Origin of the sequence: Anaerococcus porci (assembly GCF_034090325.1) — a bacterium.
In the GTDB taxonomy this organism is placed as follows: domain Bacteria; phylum Bacillota; class Clostridia; order Tissierellales; family Peptoniphilaceae; genus Anaerococcus; species Anaerococcus porci.
The window spans coordinates 38,895-57,668 of record NZ_JAXDSU010000065.1; the positions used below are offsets into that span (position 1 = coordinate 38,895).

At 28.4% G+C, this 18,774-nt stretch carries 11 protein-coding genes; all 11 read right to left on the reverse strand.

What is annotated here, in order from left to right; translation table 11 throughout:
• Positions 1–276: 276 nt before the first annotated feature.
• The 11 genes from SOR60_RS07020 to SOR60_RS07070 all read right to left on the reverse strand — a co-directional run bounded on the left by SOR60_RS07020 (position 277) and on the right by SOR60_RS07070 (position 18,759).
• Positions 277–3,762 carry a hypothetical protein gene (locus SOR60_RS07020; RefSeq protein ID WP_320595571.1) on the reverse strand — a complete coding sequence of 1,162 codons (3,486 nt, stop codon included), beginning with the start codon at positions 3,760–3,762 and terminating at the stop codon, positions 277–279.
• A 76-nt stretch (positions 3,763–3,838) separates the two neighbouring features.
• Positions 3,839–7,483 (reverse strand): hypothetical protein, encoded by a 3,645-nt coding sequence (locus SOR60_RS07025; RefSeq protein WP_320595572.1) that lies wholly within the window; start codon positions 7,481–7,483, stop codon positions 3,839–3,841.
• A gap of 314 nt (positions 7,484–7,797) precedes the next feature.
• Entirely contained in the window at positions 7,798–8,028 is a 231-nt protein-coding gene (locus SOR60_RS07030; protein ID WP_154540094.1) for a glutaredoxin family protein, read from the reverse strand.
• A gap of 68 nt (positions 8,029–8,096) precedes the next feature.
• A complete protein-coding gene (gene rsmA, locus SOR60_RS07035) occupies positions 8,097–8,936 on the reverse strand; it encodes a 16S rRNA (adenine(1518)-N(6)/adenine(1519)-N(6))-dimethyltransferase RsmA (RefSeq protein ID WP_320595573.1) in 840 nt (279 codons plus the stop codon).
• Complete coding sequence (gene rnmV / locus SOR60_RS07040) at positions 8,933–9,463, reverse strand: ribonuclease M5 (RefSeq protein ID WP_154540090.1); 531 nt, start codon at positions 9,461–9,463, stop codon at positions 8,933–8,935. The genes rsmA and rnmV overlap by 4 nt, the downstream gene beginning before the upstream one ends.
• A gap of 3 nt (positions 9,464–9,466) precedes the next feature.
• Positions 9,467–10,231, reverse strand: coding sequence for a TatD family hydrolase (locus tag SOR60_RS07045; RefSeq protein WP_320595574.1), 765 nt, complete (start codon positions 10,229–10,231; stop codon positions 9,467–9,469).
• A complete protein-coding gene (gene metG / locus SOR60_RS07050) occupies positions 10,231–12,171 on the reverse strand; it encodes a methionine--tRNA ligase (RefSeq protein ID WP_320595575.1) in 1,941 nt (646 codons plus the stop codon). The genes SOR60_RS07045 and metG overlap by 1 nt, the downstream gene beginning before the upstream one ends.
• Before the next feature lie 287 nt (positions 12,172–12,458).
• Positions 12,459–15,947, reverse strand: a complete 3,489-nt coding sequence (locus SOR60_RS07055; RefSeq protein ID WP_320595576.1) for a hypothetical protein — start codon at positions 15,945–15,947, stop codon at positions 12,459–12,461.
• A gap of 445 nt (positions 15,948–16,392) precedes the next feature.
• Positions 16,393–16,620, reverse strand: a complete 228-nt coding sequence (locus SOR60_RS10590; protein ID WP_320595577.1) for a hypothetical protein — start codon at positions 16,618–16,620, stop codon at positions 16,393–16,395.
• A gap of 121 nt (positions 16,621–16,741) precedes the next feature.
• Positions 16,742–18,007: a tyrosine--tRNA ligase gene (tyrS, locus tag SOR60_RS07065; protein WP_154540080.1), complete on the reverse strand. Its 1,266-nt coding sequence runs from the start codon at positions 18,005–18,007 to the stop codon at positions 16,742–16,744.
• Between the two features lie 500 nt (positions 18,008–18,507).
• Positions 18,508–18,759: a hypothetical protein gene (locus SOR60_RS07070; protein WP_320595578.1), complete on the reverse strand. Its 252-nt coding sequence runs from the start codon at positions 18,757–18,759 to the stop codon at positions 18,508–18,510.
• Between the last annotated feature and the right edge of the window lie 15 nt (positions 18,760–18,774).

Here is an 18,774-nt window from a genome sequence, read left to right on the forward strand (position 1 = left end):
TTTGATTATAACACAAGTAAAATTTAAAATAATGTTTTTTCATAAAGAATAAAAGCTTAATATACTCCAAAAGAGAAATAGCTAAATATAGATATTTAAATGATACTTTTAATCTTTTTTATATAGTTTTTCCCCTTATCTATCTTGTAAAAACGTTTTTTAAAACCTTAATAAGTATACTACAATTCAATCAAAAAAACAAAGATTTGATTAATTGGACATTATTTTTTAAAAATAAAAATCAGAGCCTTAATTGGAAGACTCTGATTTAAAATATTATTTTATTTTTTTGCTAATTATTAAGCTAATAGAACTTATGATTATAATAAACAGTGCTGGTAAGGAGCTTCTTATACCTGTTCTTACATTTGATGAACTAGACTTAGATTTATTTTTACTTGCATCCATCTTATTTTTCTCATGTGTATTCTTGTCTGATTTAGCATTACTAATTGGTGAAAGCTCAGGCTTATCTTTTTTATCTGTGTTGTTAGAATTGTCATTTATTTCTGAGCTAGATTCTTCTGTATTGTTAGTTTTAGAATTTTTATCTTCTTTTGATTTATTGTTGCTTTCACTAGCATTAGAAACTTGTGTTTTTCCATTTACCTTTGAATTTCCTTCTTGACTATTAGGCTTTGTAACCATTTTTCCCTTTTTAACATTTTCTTTAGAAAATTCTTCATCTTTATTTTCACTAGATTTTACTTCTTTATTTTCCAAACCATTTGACTTGCTATTATAGGATGTGTTTTCTTTATTATCAGTTTGTACACCCTCATCTTTCTTATTTTTAGAATTCTTTAACCCCTCCATTTTCTTTTCAACAGATGATTTTTCTTCTTCTAATTTTTTTACTTTATCTAGAAGTATTTCCTTTTCACTTTGAACTTTTTCTAGTTTTTCTTTAGCTACTTTTTCTTTTTCTAAGGAAGCATTTAGCTTAGCTTCATTTTCATTTTTAAGCTTTTCTAGATTTTCTAAGGCTTGTTTCTTATCTTCTTCGGCTTTATTTTTAGCTTCTTCTAGAAGTCTTATGTTCTCTTTAAGCTTTTCTTTTTCTTCTTCTGATTTTTCTTTATCATTTATTGCTTGGTTTTTAAATTCATTTAGCTTATTGTTCGCATCATTAAGAAGACTTTCCTTTTTCTCTAATTCTTTTTCACATTTTTCTTTTTCTAAAGTAGCCTCATCTTTTTCCTTATTTGATACTTCTATTTCTTTTTCAAGAGATTGGGATTGAGAATTAAGATTCTCTATATCTTTTTGTAGTTTTTCATTTTCATTACTTAAAGCTTTTATCTTCTTATCTAAATTATCATCTTTTATTTCATCAACATCTGTCTTCTTATCTGAGTCTTTTTTAGAATCTTTTTTATCATCTTCGTTTGTAATTGGCTTAGTTTCTTCTTTTTGCTTATTATAATCTGTTTGTTTTTTATCTAATGGCTTGGCTTCATTTTTATCTATCTTAGAATCTTTTTCTTCTATTTTGTTGCTATTAGTTTCTTGAGATTTTTCCTTTTCCCTTTCTATTTCTAGGCCATTATATACAAACTTTTCCTTATCATAGTTAGGAAGTTTTTCATTTTTAGGTGGTTGTTGAGAACTTAGCCAATATCCTGGTTGGTCATCATCGTTTTGAAGTTTTTTGTATTCACTATCTTTGGCATATCCTACAGTTTGTTTAGATAGTTTTATATTTTCACTATCAAAGGCTTTCGCTTTTTTAGCGTCACTGGCATAGGTATTTCCTGCCTTTAGATAAGCTTCTTTATTAGATATCTCACCCTTACCACTTACAGCAGCTCCTCCTTCATATGAATGTCCACTTCCTCCTATAGCTATAAGTCTACCTTCTCCATCAACTTTTCCATTATTAAGGATTAATGCATCCCCTCCAATAGATGTTGTAGCCATTCTTCCTGCCCCATATAGGCCTAGTGTAGAATCTTTTTCTATACTTAACTTAGCATTTTCTATCTTTAATGCATTTTGACCAGTATAGACTCTTTTTGTTTCAGGATCCTTTCCTGTTGGTGCTTCGTCTCCTCTTACATAAACTTCTCCAACAATCTTACTATCTCCACTTACGAGTACTACAGGTTTAACATTTTTATTTGCCTTATTTGAATCTGTTAAAAAGTTTGTGTTTGAATATATGAGAGAATTTTCTAAAATCCCGCCTTTTTTAAGCTCTATTTGACCATTTATAGATGCTCCATTTAAAAACTCTTTATTATATGGGTCATAGTTTACAGAAAGTCTTCCGCCGTTTTCTACAGTTATTTTTCCAAAGATTGAAGAATCTCTTACATTTAATATTCCACCATCTTTAACAATTATATTTACCGATGATAAGACTTTCATATTTTGTATAGTTAAATTTCTTCCCTTACCTACGATTAGTGTTTGTGTTTTTTCCTTATTTAGATAACCAAGCTCTCCTAGCTTTCCACTTTCATGGGAACCAAACCATGCTTTTAAATCTTTTGGAACTTCAACCACTTCTTTATCCTTAGCAAATCTTGTAATAAGCCAAGGACTCATATCCCACATAAATTTACCATCTTTAGTCTTTTTGAAGTTTTCTTCTTTTATGAAATCTGATAGATACTCATCTGTCCTATAAATTTTAAAGTCTAAAGAATTTGTAGTAATTTCGTTTCCCATATTATCTACTAATTGTACAGAAATAGGATATATTCCCTTTTCTTTAGGATCTCCATTTAGGATTATAGCTGAGCTATATGAATCATATTTTCCTTTCATCCCTGATTTTTCATTAAGGATTATATTTTTTACCTTAAGATCTCTAAACTCATTAAGTTCCTTATAATCTTCGTCTGTTGGGTTTTCTTTGTCACTTACAAGAATTTTTACATTTGAATTTTTACTATTTGTTGCCGTTCCTGTCGCCGCTGATACTCCGTCATACTTTTTTTGTCCAATGACTGCTGGCTCAAAACTTCCAACAAGTTTTACCTTATAAATTCTTTGTGTCTTATCAGTAATATTTAGACTATTATTACTTTTGTTATAGACATAATTATAGTCTTTATCAGCTATTTTTATACTTACTATATCATTGTTAGCTAATCTATTTATATAGATTTTGTTATCTGAAATAGCATAGGCATCTCTATTAAATATTACTAGTTTACTTGAAGCTTTTTCTAAGACTTTTCCCCTTATTTTTATAGAATCAATTTTTCCTATAAGACTGTTATCCATAAGTTCTATGTAACCGTCAGACACATCTTCATTGTAAGATTTTACTATAGAGTCAGTGTTGTTTTCTTTTTTTACTTCTTCTTTTTTCTCATCTATCTTATTTTCTTTCTTCTCGTCTGATAGCTTCTCCTCTTTTAGTGAATCTTTAGCAAAGATAAGTCCCATAAATCTATTAGGATCTTCAATATTTAGGCTTATTTTCTTATTATCACTTGTTATAATTTCAAGCTTATCTCCCTTTTTTAATTTTGATATAAATAATTGTGGATCTACTTGGTTTATACTATAACCTTCCTTATCTTTAAGCTCAATTTGCTCATCCCTTTTCTCATATGATTCTCCATTGATTTTCACATCTTTAATCTTATCTAAAATATCCCTATTAGAGAAAGTAAATGAACAACCATATATACCATTTGATGTGGTTGATACTATTGTATTTATATTATCGGCCTTACTTGTTAGGCTTGTAAAGTTAAGAGCTAGAGCTAGAGCCGATACAGCTACAACTTTTTTTATGCTTTTCATATTGTCTCCTTTTTTATTTTTATTTTATTTTTTCATTATAAGACCAGATCAAATAAGAATCTGGTCTTTAAGTTGATTATTTTCTTTTTTTAGTTAATTTTAATCCTATTGTGCTTATAGCTAGAACAAGTATGCTTGAAAGAGAAGATTCTACTCCTGTTTTTACATTTGAATATTTTGATGTACTAGGATTTTTAATAGTTTTTTTATTATAATCTTTAGCTTGATTTTTATTCTCTAAGCCAGGCTTATTATTAGATACCTTATCATCTTGGGTATCATTATTTTCGCTAGACATTTGATCTTTTTTATCATCTTTATTTGTAATTGGCTTAGTTTCTTCTTTACCTATATCATTATCTAATGGCTTTGATGTATTTCTATCTATATCAGTATCTTTTTCAGTCTTTTTCTCATTTGAAATTTCATTTACTTTTTCATTAGAATTTTCTTCTTCAACCTTTAGCTTATTGTCTGTGTCTTCTTTTAATTTTTCGTTTAATTCTTTATTTGAATTTTCAAGATAAGTTTTCTCTTCTTCAAGTTTTTCAAGCTTAGCTTTTGCTTGATTAGCTTCATTTATGGCCTTATCCCTTTCAGACTCAGCATTTGCTCTTTTATTATTTGCATCGGCTAATTCATTTTCTAATCTTGCAATCTCAGATTTTGCACTTTCATTTTGGCTTTCTAATTCTTTTACTTTAGTCTTTTGATTATCTAGTTCTTTTTCTAAATTTACTTTCTCTTCTTCTGTTGTTTCAGCCTTATTTAAAGCCTCATTTAATTTATTTTCAGAATTTAGAAGCTCATTTTTTGCCTTAGCTAGATTAGATTCTAAATTTGCAATTTTGTCACTTGCAATTGTTTTTTCTTCAATGAGTTTGTTTTCATTAGCTTTTAAATCAGATATACTATTTTCTAATTCTTTAATTTTATTTTCAGCCTTATTTTTTACATCATTTGCTAAATTAATTTCATTTTCAAGGCCCTTTATCTTTTCATTTGCCTTATTTAAATCGTCTTGAGCCTTTTTCTTATCTAAGTTGGCCTCTTCTAATTTTTTATCAGACTTATTCTTATCTTCTAAAGCTTTTTGAGCTTTTTGTTTTTCAGATTCTAAGTCTTTTTTCTTATTTGATAGATCATCTAAAAGCTTATCTCTTTCACCTTCTACTTGTTTCTTTCCGGCTAAGGCTTCGTTTTTAGATTTTTCTAATAAAGCTAGGTCATTTTTAGCCTTATTTAAATCAGCCTGTGCATTTTCTGCTTCTTTTTTAGAGCTTTCTGCTTTTTTCTCTGCTTCTTCTTTTTGTTTTTCTAGCTTTTTAACTTGAGTATTAGCATTTTCTAGTTGTTTTTCAAGGCTTATAATCTCTTCTTTACTAGCTTCGTTGTCCTTAGCTTCCTTTAACTTTTTCTTTGCTTCTTCTAATGATTTTTGTGTATTTATAAGCTCATTTGTTTTGTCATCTAGAGATTTAACAGCATCACTTGATAGCTTATTTAATCTCTTGACTTCATCATTTAAAGATTTAATTTCTTTATTAGATTTTTCTAATTTTTCTGATAAAGTATTTTTATCATTTTCGGCCTTATTTTTTGCAAGTTCTATAGAATTATTTTTTTCTACTAGTTTCTTTTTCTCATCATTAAGATTTTCTTTATCTTTTTCTAAAGATTTAATTGTATCATTTGCCTTAGCTAATTCATTTTTTATATTTGATATTTCCTCTTTTGAGACATTTTGATATTTTTGGAGTTCATTTAATTTATCTTGAGCTTTTTTGGCATCTTCTTTGGCCTTAATAAGTTCCCTATCCTTTTCTTGTATAGACTCGTCTGCTTTTTGGATAGCTAATTTTAATGAATTGGCTGCATCCTCTTTAGCTTTTTCTAACTCCTTGCTTTTTTCTTTTAAGTCTTTTTTAAGCTTTTCAAGTTCAGTTTTTGCTAGGGCTTTTTCTGTTTCTGATGCTTTGTTTGATTTTTCTAATTCAGCAATTTTATCTTCAGCCTTCTTTTTAGCTTCACTAGCTATTTTTTCAGCATCTTGAGCCTTTTTCAAAGCATCTTTTATTCCTTCTAATTCATTAGTTTTATTTAAAAGCTTATTATTGGCTTCTTTTAAGCTATTTTCTGATTCTTTACTTTTTGCTAGAGCTTTATTTTTAGATTTTTCGGCTGCAAGTTTTTGAGATTCTGCCAATTCTTTTTCTTTTAAAGCTTGCTTTTTGACCTTTTCTGCTTCTTCTAATTTTTTATTAGCATCATCTTTTTCAGCTTTTAGTGTCTTTAATTCTTCTTTTAGACTTTCTAGATTTTTTATAAGCTCAGCCTTTTGTTTGTCTGTTGTACTTGTTGATTTCTTAAGAATTTCTAGGTTCTTTTGAGCTTCTGTAAGTTTATTATTTGCATCTTGTAATTCTTTTTCTTTTTGATCTAATATAATTTTATTGTCTGAAGCTTTCTTATTAGCATCATCTAGCTTTTTATTAGCTTCAGCTAATTTTTTATCAAAATCTGTCCTTGCATTTTCTAAGCTCTTTATAGCCTCATTCTTTTCACTTTCAACCTTATTTTTCTCTTTTTCAACATTAGCCTTTGCTATTTCAAGACTCTCTTTTTGAGATTCTAGAGTTTTTTTTGCCTCATTTGCTTCACTAGCTTCTTTTTTAGCAGCATTTGTTTCTTCTTTTGCTTTTTCTAGACTTGTTTCAGCTGCTTTTTTTGCGTTTTCTGCTTCTACAAGCTTATTCTTTGCATCTATTACCTCTTTTTTAGCTCTTTCTATTTCAAGATCTGAGGAATTTTTAGCTTTCTCAAGTTCGCTTACCTTAGCCTCTGCTAGGTTCTTAGCCTCAATTGCTTTATTTTCAGCTTCCTTTGCATCATTTAATTTTTTTTCTGCAGTTTCTTTCTCCTTAATAGCTTTATCTTTATCGTTGTTTGCCTTTGATAGTTCTTCTTTAGCTTTCTCTATTTCCTTTTTCAGATCAGCTATTTTCTCATCTGACGTTTTTTCTATAAAAAAATCGCTTAATTCTATTTCATTAGATGAATCATCACTGTACTTAAATTTTAATTTACCATCACTTGTTTTGCTTATTTCAGCTTTGGGATTTAAGTCTTTAACTTCTTTTATAAGCTTGTTGATAACTTCATCACTTAGATTTTTAATATCATCTACTTTTGTTTTCTCATTAGGTCTGATTACGGGGTTTAATTCATTTTCTTTTTTATTTTCTCCTTTAGAATCAGCATATCCTCCATCCGTTAGATCAATTTCTCCCTTTTCTTTATAATCAACCCAAATTGGTTTAGCTAAAAATCCTTTAGATACCTCAAATTCAATTTTATCTGTACTTGAAACTGCCGGGAAAATATAAATAGCATATTCATTATTATCTTTAACATATGAATTAGGATCTGCTTTTAGATTTCCTGCCTTTACACCATTGATGCTTATATAACTGTAATTTAATTCTTTTCCATTGATTTTTACTTTATTAATCCCACTAATACCAAGATAGCCACCATTTATCTTTATCTTAGTATAATTGTTCTTATTGGAAATTGATTGTGACCTTCTATGCCTACTAATATTCTCATTTTTTATATTTATTTGTTCTTTATTAGTATTATTATTGACAATAGGTGCAAAATTAAGTGCAAGAGCTACAGCTGTTAATGATATAGCTCTTTTTATGTTTTTATTTTTCATTTTATCTCCTTACAATATTTAATATTTGTCAAGTCAAATTATAGGGTGCTATTTAAAAAAAGTCAATGATATTGATTATCAATATAATTATTATTTGAATACAATCTATTTTAATAAATATTTATTTGTAAATAAGTTTGAAAATATTTTTTTTGTTTGATATATAAATCATTAAAAATTTAATAAAAAGATAAGTTTGAAATTAATAGTTTTAAAGTAGATAAATTTAGCCTTAATTTTAATACTTAACTCATTTGAATATATATAAGTTTTTCTGCACTAAAAAAGAACCCTAAGGTTCTTTTATATTAGTTTTATAATCCTAGCTTTTCAGCTACTAGATTTTTGTTAAATCCAACCATATCTTCACCATCTATGTTTATTACAGGAACTCCTCTATATCCTTTTTCAACAAGATAGTCTATAGCTGATCTGTCTTCATCTACATTTTTTTCTTCAAAGTCTATATTATTTTCTCTTAAATAATTTTTAGCTGCCTTACAATGTGGGCATGTATTTGATGTATATATTGTTACTTTACTCATAAAATCTCCTTTTGTTTTTCTTAAAATCTTTTTCTGTATAAGATATTATACTAAATTGATAGCTAATTTCAATTGTCAAGTTCATTGCTTATCTTAATAAAGTCATCTAGGGATAGATTTTCAGCCCTTAAATTCTCCTTTAATCCTAATTTTTCAAAAATCTCCCTAAGTTTTTCCTTTTCAATAACACTTGATAGAGAATTTAAGATAGTTTTTCGCCTTTTATTAAATCCTGCCCTTACAAGTTTAAATAAAATATCCCTATCAACATCTTTATCATAGATTCTTAAATCAAGTTTTAAAACTTGGGAATCTATCTTTGGTTGTGGCATAAAAACTGATTTAGGAACCTTGAAGCCACTTATAAGATTTGAATAAAATTTTATAAATATAGAAAGAGAAGAATAATCTTTCATGCTTTCGTCAGCTTTCATCCTATCTGCAACTTCCTTTTGTACCATTATAGTCATATCTTTACAAGCTAGATCATTTTCAACAAGTTTTTCTATGATTGGAGTTGTAATATAGTAAGGAAGATTTGACACGACCTTAAAGCTTTCTCCATTGAAGTTTTCTTTTACAACTTTTTCTAAATCTATCTTTAATATATCGGCATTTATTATATCAATATTTGAAAATTCTCCAAGATTATCCTTAAGAATTGGAATAAGGGTTTTATCAATTTCTATTACTACAAGTTTTTTGCAAGTTTTAGCCATCTCTTGGCTTATTGTTCCGATTCCCGGTCCTATTTCTAGGATGTTTTCTCCCTCTACTTCAGATAAGTCTATTATTTTATCTACAAAGTTTTTATCTATAAGGAAATTTTGCCCAAGAGACTTAGTAAATTTAAATCCATATAGTTTCTGGATATCTTTTATTGTCTTTGGTGAATATAGTTTTTTCATATCTTTTTTACTGCACTTTCAAATTCTTCTCGGCTTATATTAAAGGAATTTAGTTTTGATAGGAGTTGTTTTGAATTAAAATATCCTATAGATAGAATATCTCCAAGTCTTGCTCGTCTTTCCTTGCTAGATTTAGATAAGGTTAGGTTATTATCTAGTAGGTCTTTGATTGTAAATTCTTCTCTTCTTTGTCTAGTACTTGCATGAGCATTTTTTAAAGCATTTATTATATCATCTTTTGAAGCATTCTCAATACCTAAATCTCCTTTTTTTATTGCCTTATTCCTATCAAGAAAGGCATGTTTTGCATTTGGTATTTCTTTTGCAATCTTTTCCCTTATCTTTTTTCCGGCAAAGTCTGGGTCTGTAAATATAATAATCCCACATCTTTTGTCTATCTCTTTTAATCTATCTATTAAATCATGTCCAAAAGCAAGACCATTGGTTGCTATAAGCTCACAATCTATGGCAGATTTAATATTAGTAATATCATCTTTTCCTTCAACTACTATTGTTTCTTTTATCATAATCTATCCTATATTAAAAAATCTTTTGGCATTTTTAGAAGTTTTCTTACAAAGCTTTGATAGTTTCATACCTCTTAGGCTCGCAATTTCTCTTGCAACTTCTACTATCTTTCTTGGATCATTTCTATAGCCCCTATATGGCTCTGGTGTAAGATAAGGTGAGTCTGTTTCAAGCATAAGCTTATCCAAATCTACATTTATAGCTGCATTTTTTTCATTTTCTGCATTTTTAAAAGTCACTACCCCACCAATTGAAATATAGTATCCTCTTTTCATACACTCTCTTAGATGATTATAAGTATAAGAAAAGCAATGAATTTGAACACTTAGATCAGGAAAGTTCTTAAGTACATCAAGACAATCATCAATAGAATCTCTAGAATGAATTACAACCGGAAGATCTACTTTTCTTGCAAGCTCTAATTGTTTAATAAAGATATCCTTTTGTAGATTCTTATCATCGTCTCTCCAATAATAATCAAGACCTATCTCTCCAATAGCAACAACTTTTTCATTCTCACAAAGCTCTTCTAATCTTTCTATATCCCCATCTCTATATTCATGCACATCTGATGGATGAAATCCAACCTCTCCATAAATGTTGTCATATTCATTACAAAATTTAACAATTTGTCTTGAATTTTCAAGGTTTACTGATGGCACTATTACATAATTTACACCAAAATTAGACAGATCCCTTATAAGAAAAGATCTGTCATCATTAAAATCATCACTTAATAAATGAGCATGTGAATCAATTAAATCCATTAAGATATCACCGTACCTGGTTTTACATCTTTTATTGTGGTAAGAAGAACAGCTTCATCTCCTGCTGCAAGTAGCATACCCTCTGAAAGTATTCCTCTCATTTTTACAGGTTTAAGATTTTTGATTACTACAACATTTTTTCCAACCAAATATTCTGGTTTGTAGAACTTTTTAATACCAGAGACTATAGTTCTCTTTTCACTTCCTATATCAATCTTGAAAACTAAAAGTTTGTCAGCATTTGGATGTTCCTTTGCTTCAAGAATTTTACCGACAACTAAGTCAAGCTTATCAAAATCATCTATTTTGATTTCTACCTTATCCTCTTTTTCTTTTTTGTCATCTTCATCCATTTTAACTCCAAGTCTTTCTTCAACTAATTTGTTATTTAAGTCATGAAGTTTTTTAAGTTCTTCTTCTGTATCAAGCCTATTGAATAGGTTTTTACCTTTGTTCACCTTTGTTTTCTCTTTTATAAGGCCAAATTCTTTAGCTGATTCAAAGCCAAAATTTTCTACACCTAGTTGTTTTAGAATCTCACTAGTTGTATTTCTCATAATTGGCTCAACAAGTTGAGCTATAATTCTTAAACTTTCTGCAAGATTATATAAAACAGTATTTAGTCTATCATATTTTTCTTCACGACCTAAAATCCAAGGTTCTGTTTGATCTACATACTTATTAGATCTTCTTACAAAATTCCATAAAACTTCTAGAGCTTCATTGAATTTGAATTCATCCATCAAAGATGTGAACTTATCATAAGTAAGACCTGCAAGTCTTATTAGATCTTCATCAAAAGCATCAAATTCCTTGCCTTTTTTTATTTCTCCACCATTGTACTTTGAAATCATTGAAATAGTTCTTGAAAGAAGGTTTCCTAGGTCATTTACAAGATCAGAATTGTACCTATCCATGAATTTCTTAGATAAAAAGTTTCCATCTGATCCAAAGTTAAATTCGCGAAGTAGGAAGTATTTTAGGGCATCTGTTCCATAAAGCTCAACAAGTGGTTCTGGATACATAATATTTCCCTTAGACTTACTCATCTTATCATTATCAAATAAAATCCAACCATGAGCAAAAACTTTTTTAGGAAGTGGCATATCAAGTGCCATCAAAAGTGCAGGCCAAATTATAGTATGAAATCTTACTATATCCTTTCCAATCAAGTGAACTGATGCAGGCCAATATTTGTTAAATTTCTCTTCGTCATAACCATATCCTATTGCTGTAAGATAACATGAAAGTGCATCTATCCATACATAAACAACATGTTCATTATCAAACGGAACATCTACACCCCAATCAAAGGTGTTTCTTGTAACTGACAAATCCTCAAGTCCCTTATTTATAAAATTATTCAACATTTCATTTTGCCTAAATTTAGGCTCAAGAAACTCTGGGTGGTCTTTGAAAAGTTCCCTTAATTTATCTGTGTATTTTGAAAGTCTAAAAAAATAAGACTCTTCCTTGTGATAGTCAACTTTTCGTCCACAATCTGGACAGTTTCCATTATCTAGCTGACTTTCTGTAAAATAAGACTCGCATGATTCGCAGTAATATCCCTCATACTCTCCCTTATAAATATCACCCTTGTCATAAAGATACTGAAATATCTTTTGTACATTTTCTTCATGTTTTGGATCAGTTGACCTTATAAATGAATCATAATCTATATCAAGTTTTTTAAGTAAAAGCTTAGTTTCTCCAGCTATTTTATCTACAAATTGTTGAGGTTGGCTCCCATGAGATAAGGCTGCATTCATAATCTTTTGACCATGTTCATCTGTTCCAGTTGTAAGAAAGGCATCATAGCCTTGTAAATTTTTATATCTTTTTAAAACATCTGCTATAACAGAAGTATAAATATTACCAATATGTAGGTTACTATTTGGATAATATATTGGTGTTGTTATATAATATGCTTGTTTATCCATAAACTCTCCTTTAATTAAAATACTATTAAGTATATCTAAAATTTTAATTATATCTATCCTTATTATAGCCTTTTTGTCCTTATTTTCCAATTTTTAATAAAGCTATGTAAGCTAAAATAGATTTCAGTTTAAAGCCTGCCTATAATGGAAAATAAAATATTAGCAAACTTTACTTAAATACTAAACATTTTCACTTACTTTAATCAATGAGACCCAAAGGGAGAATGATTTAGACAAAAAAACTGACACCTTGATTAACTCTTGATGTCAGTTATAAATTTATCTTATTATTTTTCTTTTTTTCTTAAAACAAAGCTTGCAGCAGAGCTAATTGATCCTATTACTAGACTTAATAGACCACTTGATACTCCTGTTTTAGGATTTTTCTTTTCATAAGTGTATTTTATTTCCTTTGAACTTTGTTTTTGATTAGATTTTTTTCTATTGTTTATTTTTTGACTGCTATTTTCATATTTATCTTTAGTTTCTGGATCTTTTTCATCTACCTTATTTTCTTCTTCTTTTTCTACATTCTTAGAAGGTTGCTCAACTTTTTCTTCATCCTCTAATAATTTTTGTTTTTCAAGTTCAGATTTTTCTTCTTTTAGCTTATCTACTAATAATTGAAAATCTAGATAAGAGGCTTTGGCTTTCTTATAAAGATTTTCTAATTCTTCTAATTTATCTTTACTAAGCTTCTTTTTATCTTTTACTTCCTTAAGTAAATTATTTATATCATCTAAGGATTTTTGACTTTCTTTAAATACTTTATATAAAGCTTTTATATTATCAAAATCTTCAAAACTTTGAGGATTATCTAAGTTTATGGCTTTAGCCATTTGCAATAATTTTTCTAATTTACTATATTTTTCATTAGTTAATTTAATCTTATCTTCTAATTTTTTAATAGTGGCCTTATCTTGGTCATTTTTATTTTTAGAAGCTTTAAGTTTTTCTTCTTTAAGTTTTAAATTATTTAGTTCTTCTTCTAATGCCTTTAAGCTAGCCTTACTGTTAGAAATATCTTCTTCATTTGCTTTTATTTCTTTATTTTTATCATCTAAAAGTCTTTGAGAATTTGCCTTTTCATTTTCTAATATTTTTACACTTTCATAAAGGTCATTAATATCCTTATTAAGAGCTTCATTTTGAGATTCTAAAGCTTTTACTTCATTAACTTTTGTATCCCTTTTATCTTTTAGATTTTTAAGATTTTCTTCTTCTAATCTTATTTTTTCACTTAATTCTTTTGAATTTGATGATGAATTTTGAATTTTATCATTAAGCTCTTTTATATTTTTAGCCAAATCACTTTTTTGGTTATTTAAGGTGTTTTTTTCATCTTTCTTAATCTTTAGTGAATCGTTTAAAGTTTTGGATTCTTTTGTAAGTTCAGACAATTTATTTTGCTTTTCTTTTTTCCTGCTATTCTCATCTGAGATTTTTCCATCGAGCTTAGCTATATTTTCTTTTAAAGTTTTAACCTTATTATCAAGAGCTATTTTATCAGTTTTTAGCTTTTCTAAATCCACCTTATTTTTCTTTATTATCTCTTTATTGTCTTTGTTTATTTGATTATTTGCACTAATTTGATCATCTAATACAGCTATATTTTCTTCTAAGGCTTTAATTTCTTGTCTTTTTCGGCTAAGAGCATTTTCTTGATCTTTAATTCTAGCTTCAAGTTCTTTTATTTCTCGACTTGTTTTTTCATCAAGCTTAGCTACCCCATTTATAGTATCTTTGAGGTCTTTCATATAGTCATCTAGTCTTTTTTCATAGTCTTCTATTGAATATAATTTTTCATTATCTGCTTCAGGATTTAAAACTACGGAGTGAACATAACCGTATAATCCTTCTCTTATAGCGTAACCTGCACTAATTGAATCGCCAAATTTAAAATTATTATACATATTATCATCTACTAAAGTTGTATAATGTCCTACTTTTGGTTCATATCCTAATTGTTTTAATTCATTTTTATGGTTTGCTATATACTTTTGCATATCCATTCTAGAATTGACCCCTATGGATCTAAGATAATCGAATGTTTTTTTTTCTATATCCCACCATCCTTCTAATGGACTCTCTATATTTGGATAATCTGATTTACCTGCATTAAAATTAGGATTCCAAGCTAAATTTTCAAATGTTTGGTCATGAATTTTAGCATGATCCATTTTATTGGCTGAATAATTTGCATTAGCTTGTGCAACAGCCATTACATAATCATTTACTTTTAAAACACTTAATTTCTTACCATCAATTCCACCATCTTTTTGTCTTTTTGCATTTACTATTTTTAAAGATTCGATTGATTTTTTCATGTATTCAAGTTTTCTTGAATCCTCTTTACCTATTAGCTTGTTTTTTTCTAAATACTCTGCTCCTATTTCATCAAGTCTTTCTTTGTGGCTAGCATCTTTTGGTATAGGAAGTTTTGTAAATACATCTAGAGCCTTTTGTGAGCCCATCTTCTCAAAAAATCCTACTGAACCCTTATCCCATTGAGCTTGGGCTTTCTTTTTATCTTCTTCTGTTATAGTTTTTGTAGCAGAATTTTTGAGATTTTCTAGATCAGCTTTTCTTTTATTTATTTCATCAAGTAAGGATTTTTCTTGATTTTTTAAGTCAGCTAAACTTTGATCTTTTTTAGCTTTTTCTTCTTTTATAGGCTCAATATTTTTTATATTTTCTGTTATAGCACTTTCTATATCATTATTATCTTTAATAAGTCTTTTTTGGTCATTTTGATTTTCTAAAATATCATCATTTGCCTTGGCTAGGTCAGTTAGAGATTTAGACTTATCATTGTTTAATGATGATATTTTTTTATCAATTTCTTTGATAGAATTTTCAATATCTTTTATAGACTTATTAACTTCACTTAGCTTATTTTCTAAACCTGTGATTTCTACATCTTTTGACTTTATATTATCTTCGATTTTTTTAAGTTCATCTTCTTTTAAGCTAAGTTCTTCTTTGATTTTTTTAACTTCATCAGAAGTCTTATTATAATCGTCTAAAGATTTTTTAAGATCTTCTATGGTTTTAGATGAATTTTCTATAGATTGTTCTAAAGTTTTTATCTCTTTATTGATTTTTTCAATATTTGCTTTATTACTTTGAACACTTTCTTTGTCCTTGTTTAATGAATTTGTCTTATCATTTATAGCCTTATCTTTTTGTGAGATATTATTTACAAGATTTTCTTTTTCCTTATTCCTGTCTGATAAACTTTTTTCAAGACTTTCAAGGTTTTTCTTTTCATCTAAGGCCTTTTTGTTATTTTCCTTAGCTTTTTTCTCTTCAGATTCTTTAGCCTTAGTATCTTCTTCTAGTTCTTTTTTTGATATGCTTTCTTCTTTTTTAGCCTTTTCTAAGTCTTCTTTTTCCTTAGCTAGACTAGCTTGGGCTTCTTTTAAAGTATTTTCATAATTTTTCTTATTATCTTCTACGCCTTTTTCTAAATTATCCTTGCTTATATCTACTTTAGATTGAGCGTTTTTCTTATCTTCTTCAAGTTTTTTTTCACTTTCTGATAAGTCCTTATATGATTTTTCTTCATTTTTTAGATCATTATCTGCCTTAATTAGGTCAGACTCGGCCTTATTTAGTTCATCTTGAGCCTTATTAAGATTTTGAGGGCTTACTTCATTTTTGTCTTCAATATTATTTTTATTAGTATCTGCATGAGAAACATTGTCTGTTTGTATAAGGACAGATGTTGAAATAGCTGCTAATAATACTAATTTTTTTAAATTATTTGACTTCATTTGCTACTGTAATTCTCCCTTCTACATTTTATAGCTTACATATATTATAGCAAATTTGTACAATATTTGGGATTTTTTTTATATATTTTAAGGCGAAAATTATTTAATAAATCCAAAAAACACCAAGTCCTATTTGGACTTTGTCTTAATACATTATTTATTTTTCAGCCATCTTCTCTTGGCAGTTTGATTTTTCGTAAATATCAACTCCACCCATAGCCAACTTGTCTATGAATTCCAATATAAGGATAGGTATCAATTTTTGTTAAATATTTTATATCTACTCCAAATTCTAAATCTTTTCCCTTGTCACAAAATTCATTGTATCTTTTAACTTGCTCTATAAAACTATCTACATCTTCTATCTCAAATTTTTAGGCAAGCTCTTCTAAGCTATCTGGCATACAGGTGTTTATAAGTTCTGGAACTACACTGGTTCTTTCTTCTACATCTTCATCTGGCATATATTTTTAAGCTCATCTAGCTCTTCAGCCTTTCCAGGGAAGTTTTCGGATTTTTCTATATAGGCTGAGTCAAATATTTGCATATAGTAACCCTTATCTTCTTCTATTCCATAAGACTTTAAAGCCTTTGGAGTAGATCCAACACTTTGATCTAAAGCTTCTATAAAGTCAGGGGCATTTTTCATTATTAAAAACATTTCTTTATTCATAAAAATCCTCCCTTTTATAACATTATATGACAAGATAAAAAAATTCACTTTTTAATTTTAATATAGAAATTAGAATAGAAAAGAAAAAAACTTCCAAGTTTTGACTTGGAAGTCTTTTTCTTTATTTTATTGTCAGCTTATGAAAGCTCTTTTTACCTTTTTTTACTATTATTTTTCCATCTTTAAATAAGTCTTCATTTATTTCAAATCTAGGATCTGTAATTTTTTCATCATTTATTGAAACTCCACCACCCTTTACGGTATCTCTTGCTTGAGAATTTGACTTTGTAAGAGATAATTTTGTAAGGAGGGTTAAGATTCCCATTGGAAGTTCATCTTTTTTAATTTCTGTTGTAGGCATTGCTGATTCATCTCCAGCTCCACTAAACAAGGCTTTTGATGCTTCTAAGGCTTCTTTTGCCTTATCTTCTCCATGGATTAGCTTTGTAACTTCATAAGCCAAAACTTCTTTTGCATGGTTTATTTCTTTGGCATCTTTGCCATTTCCAAGTCTTCTACATTCATCTGTTGGAAGGAAAGTTAGCATTAGTAAAAATTTCTCAACATCCCTATCATCTACATTTCTCATGTATTGGAAAAGTTCATATGCTGATGTTTTTTCTTCATCAAGCCATACAGCTCCCTTTTGGCTTTTACCCATCTTAACTCCATCAGCAGTTGTAAGAAGTTTGAAGGTCATACCATATACCTTCTTATCTTCTTTTTTTCTTATTAAATCATATCCACCTATGATGTTTGACCATTGGTCAGAACCACCAATTTGAAGAGTACAATTATGTCTCCTATAAAGTTCTAAGAAGTCATATGATTGAAGTAGCATGTATGAAAATTCAAAGAAGGTAAGTCCCTTATCCATCCTATTCTTGTAGGCATCTTTTTTAAGCATTTCATTTACAAGGAAATTACTTCCTACATCTCTTAAAAATTCTACAAATGGAAGCTTGAGTAACCAATCTCCATTGTTTACCATTATAGCTTTCTCGCCTGTATCTTCTCCTTCATCTTCAAATTCTAGAAATCTTTGGAATTGGTTATAGAAACATTGGGCATTGTGATCTATTCTTTCTTTAGTCATAACCATTCTCATATCTGACCTTCCTGATGGATCTCCTATCATTGTAGTACCTCCACCTAGTAGGGCGATTGGTCTGTGACCGTAGTTTTGCATTCTCATCATTACCATAATTTGAATAAGGTGGCCAACAGTTAGAGAATCAGCTGTAGCATCGAAACCACAATAAAATGTTAGCTTCTCATCTTTTAATTTTTTGGCTAATTCTTCTTCATCTGTGGCTGCTTCAAAATATCCACGATCTTTTAACTCATCAAATACTGAGTCATATTCTTTTGGGTATTGAAATTTCATTTTATTCTCCTTTTCTTAAATTTGAGCACAAAAAAAGAGTACTAAGAAGGCATGTATATGCGGTACCACTTCTTTTTATACTCGTCACTTTCACTAGGTAGAAAGTCAACCTTGGACAAAGAATTTTGTAATTCGAAGATTTTTACTTTCTTCTACTGGAAACCCTGTAAGTCCTATTTACTTATTTTGTATTATACACGCTTATTCTTAATTTATCAACTAGTCTAAACATTTTAAAATAAAATAGCAAAAGGTATAATGCTATCCCTTTTGCTAATCTAATCATAATTATATATATGATAACAGCCTTTTTCTCACCACGCTTATATATCCTGAATTTACTAATTTATCAAGACCTTTTTTTATTCTACTTACTGGGTATCTTTCTTTTTTCAAAATATCAATAATTTCATTTCTTGTAATTTCAAGGTTATATAAATATATAGAGTTTGGTATGAATCCAATAAGAAGAAGTCTTTGAAGTTCACTAGATATAGCATCTATAATAAGTGACTCATGTACATGACTTGGGAATTCATTTTAATATTTATAAGAATATTATCATTTTCTCTAATCTTTTCTAGATTATTCCATGTGTTAATATTAGGCAAAAAATATACATTTGATTTGGCATGATTTTTATGAAGTATAGAAAGATCAGTAAGAAAAGCTAATTCGTTACTTACCCTATTTTTATATACATCTTTATATTTATTTCTATCTTGATAGTATATTTTATAAATATAATCCATAATATATACTTTATT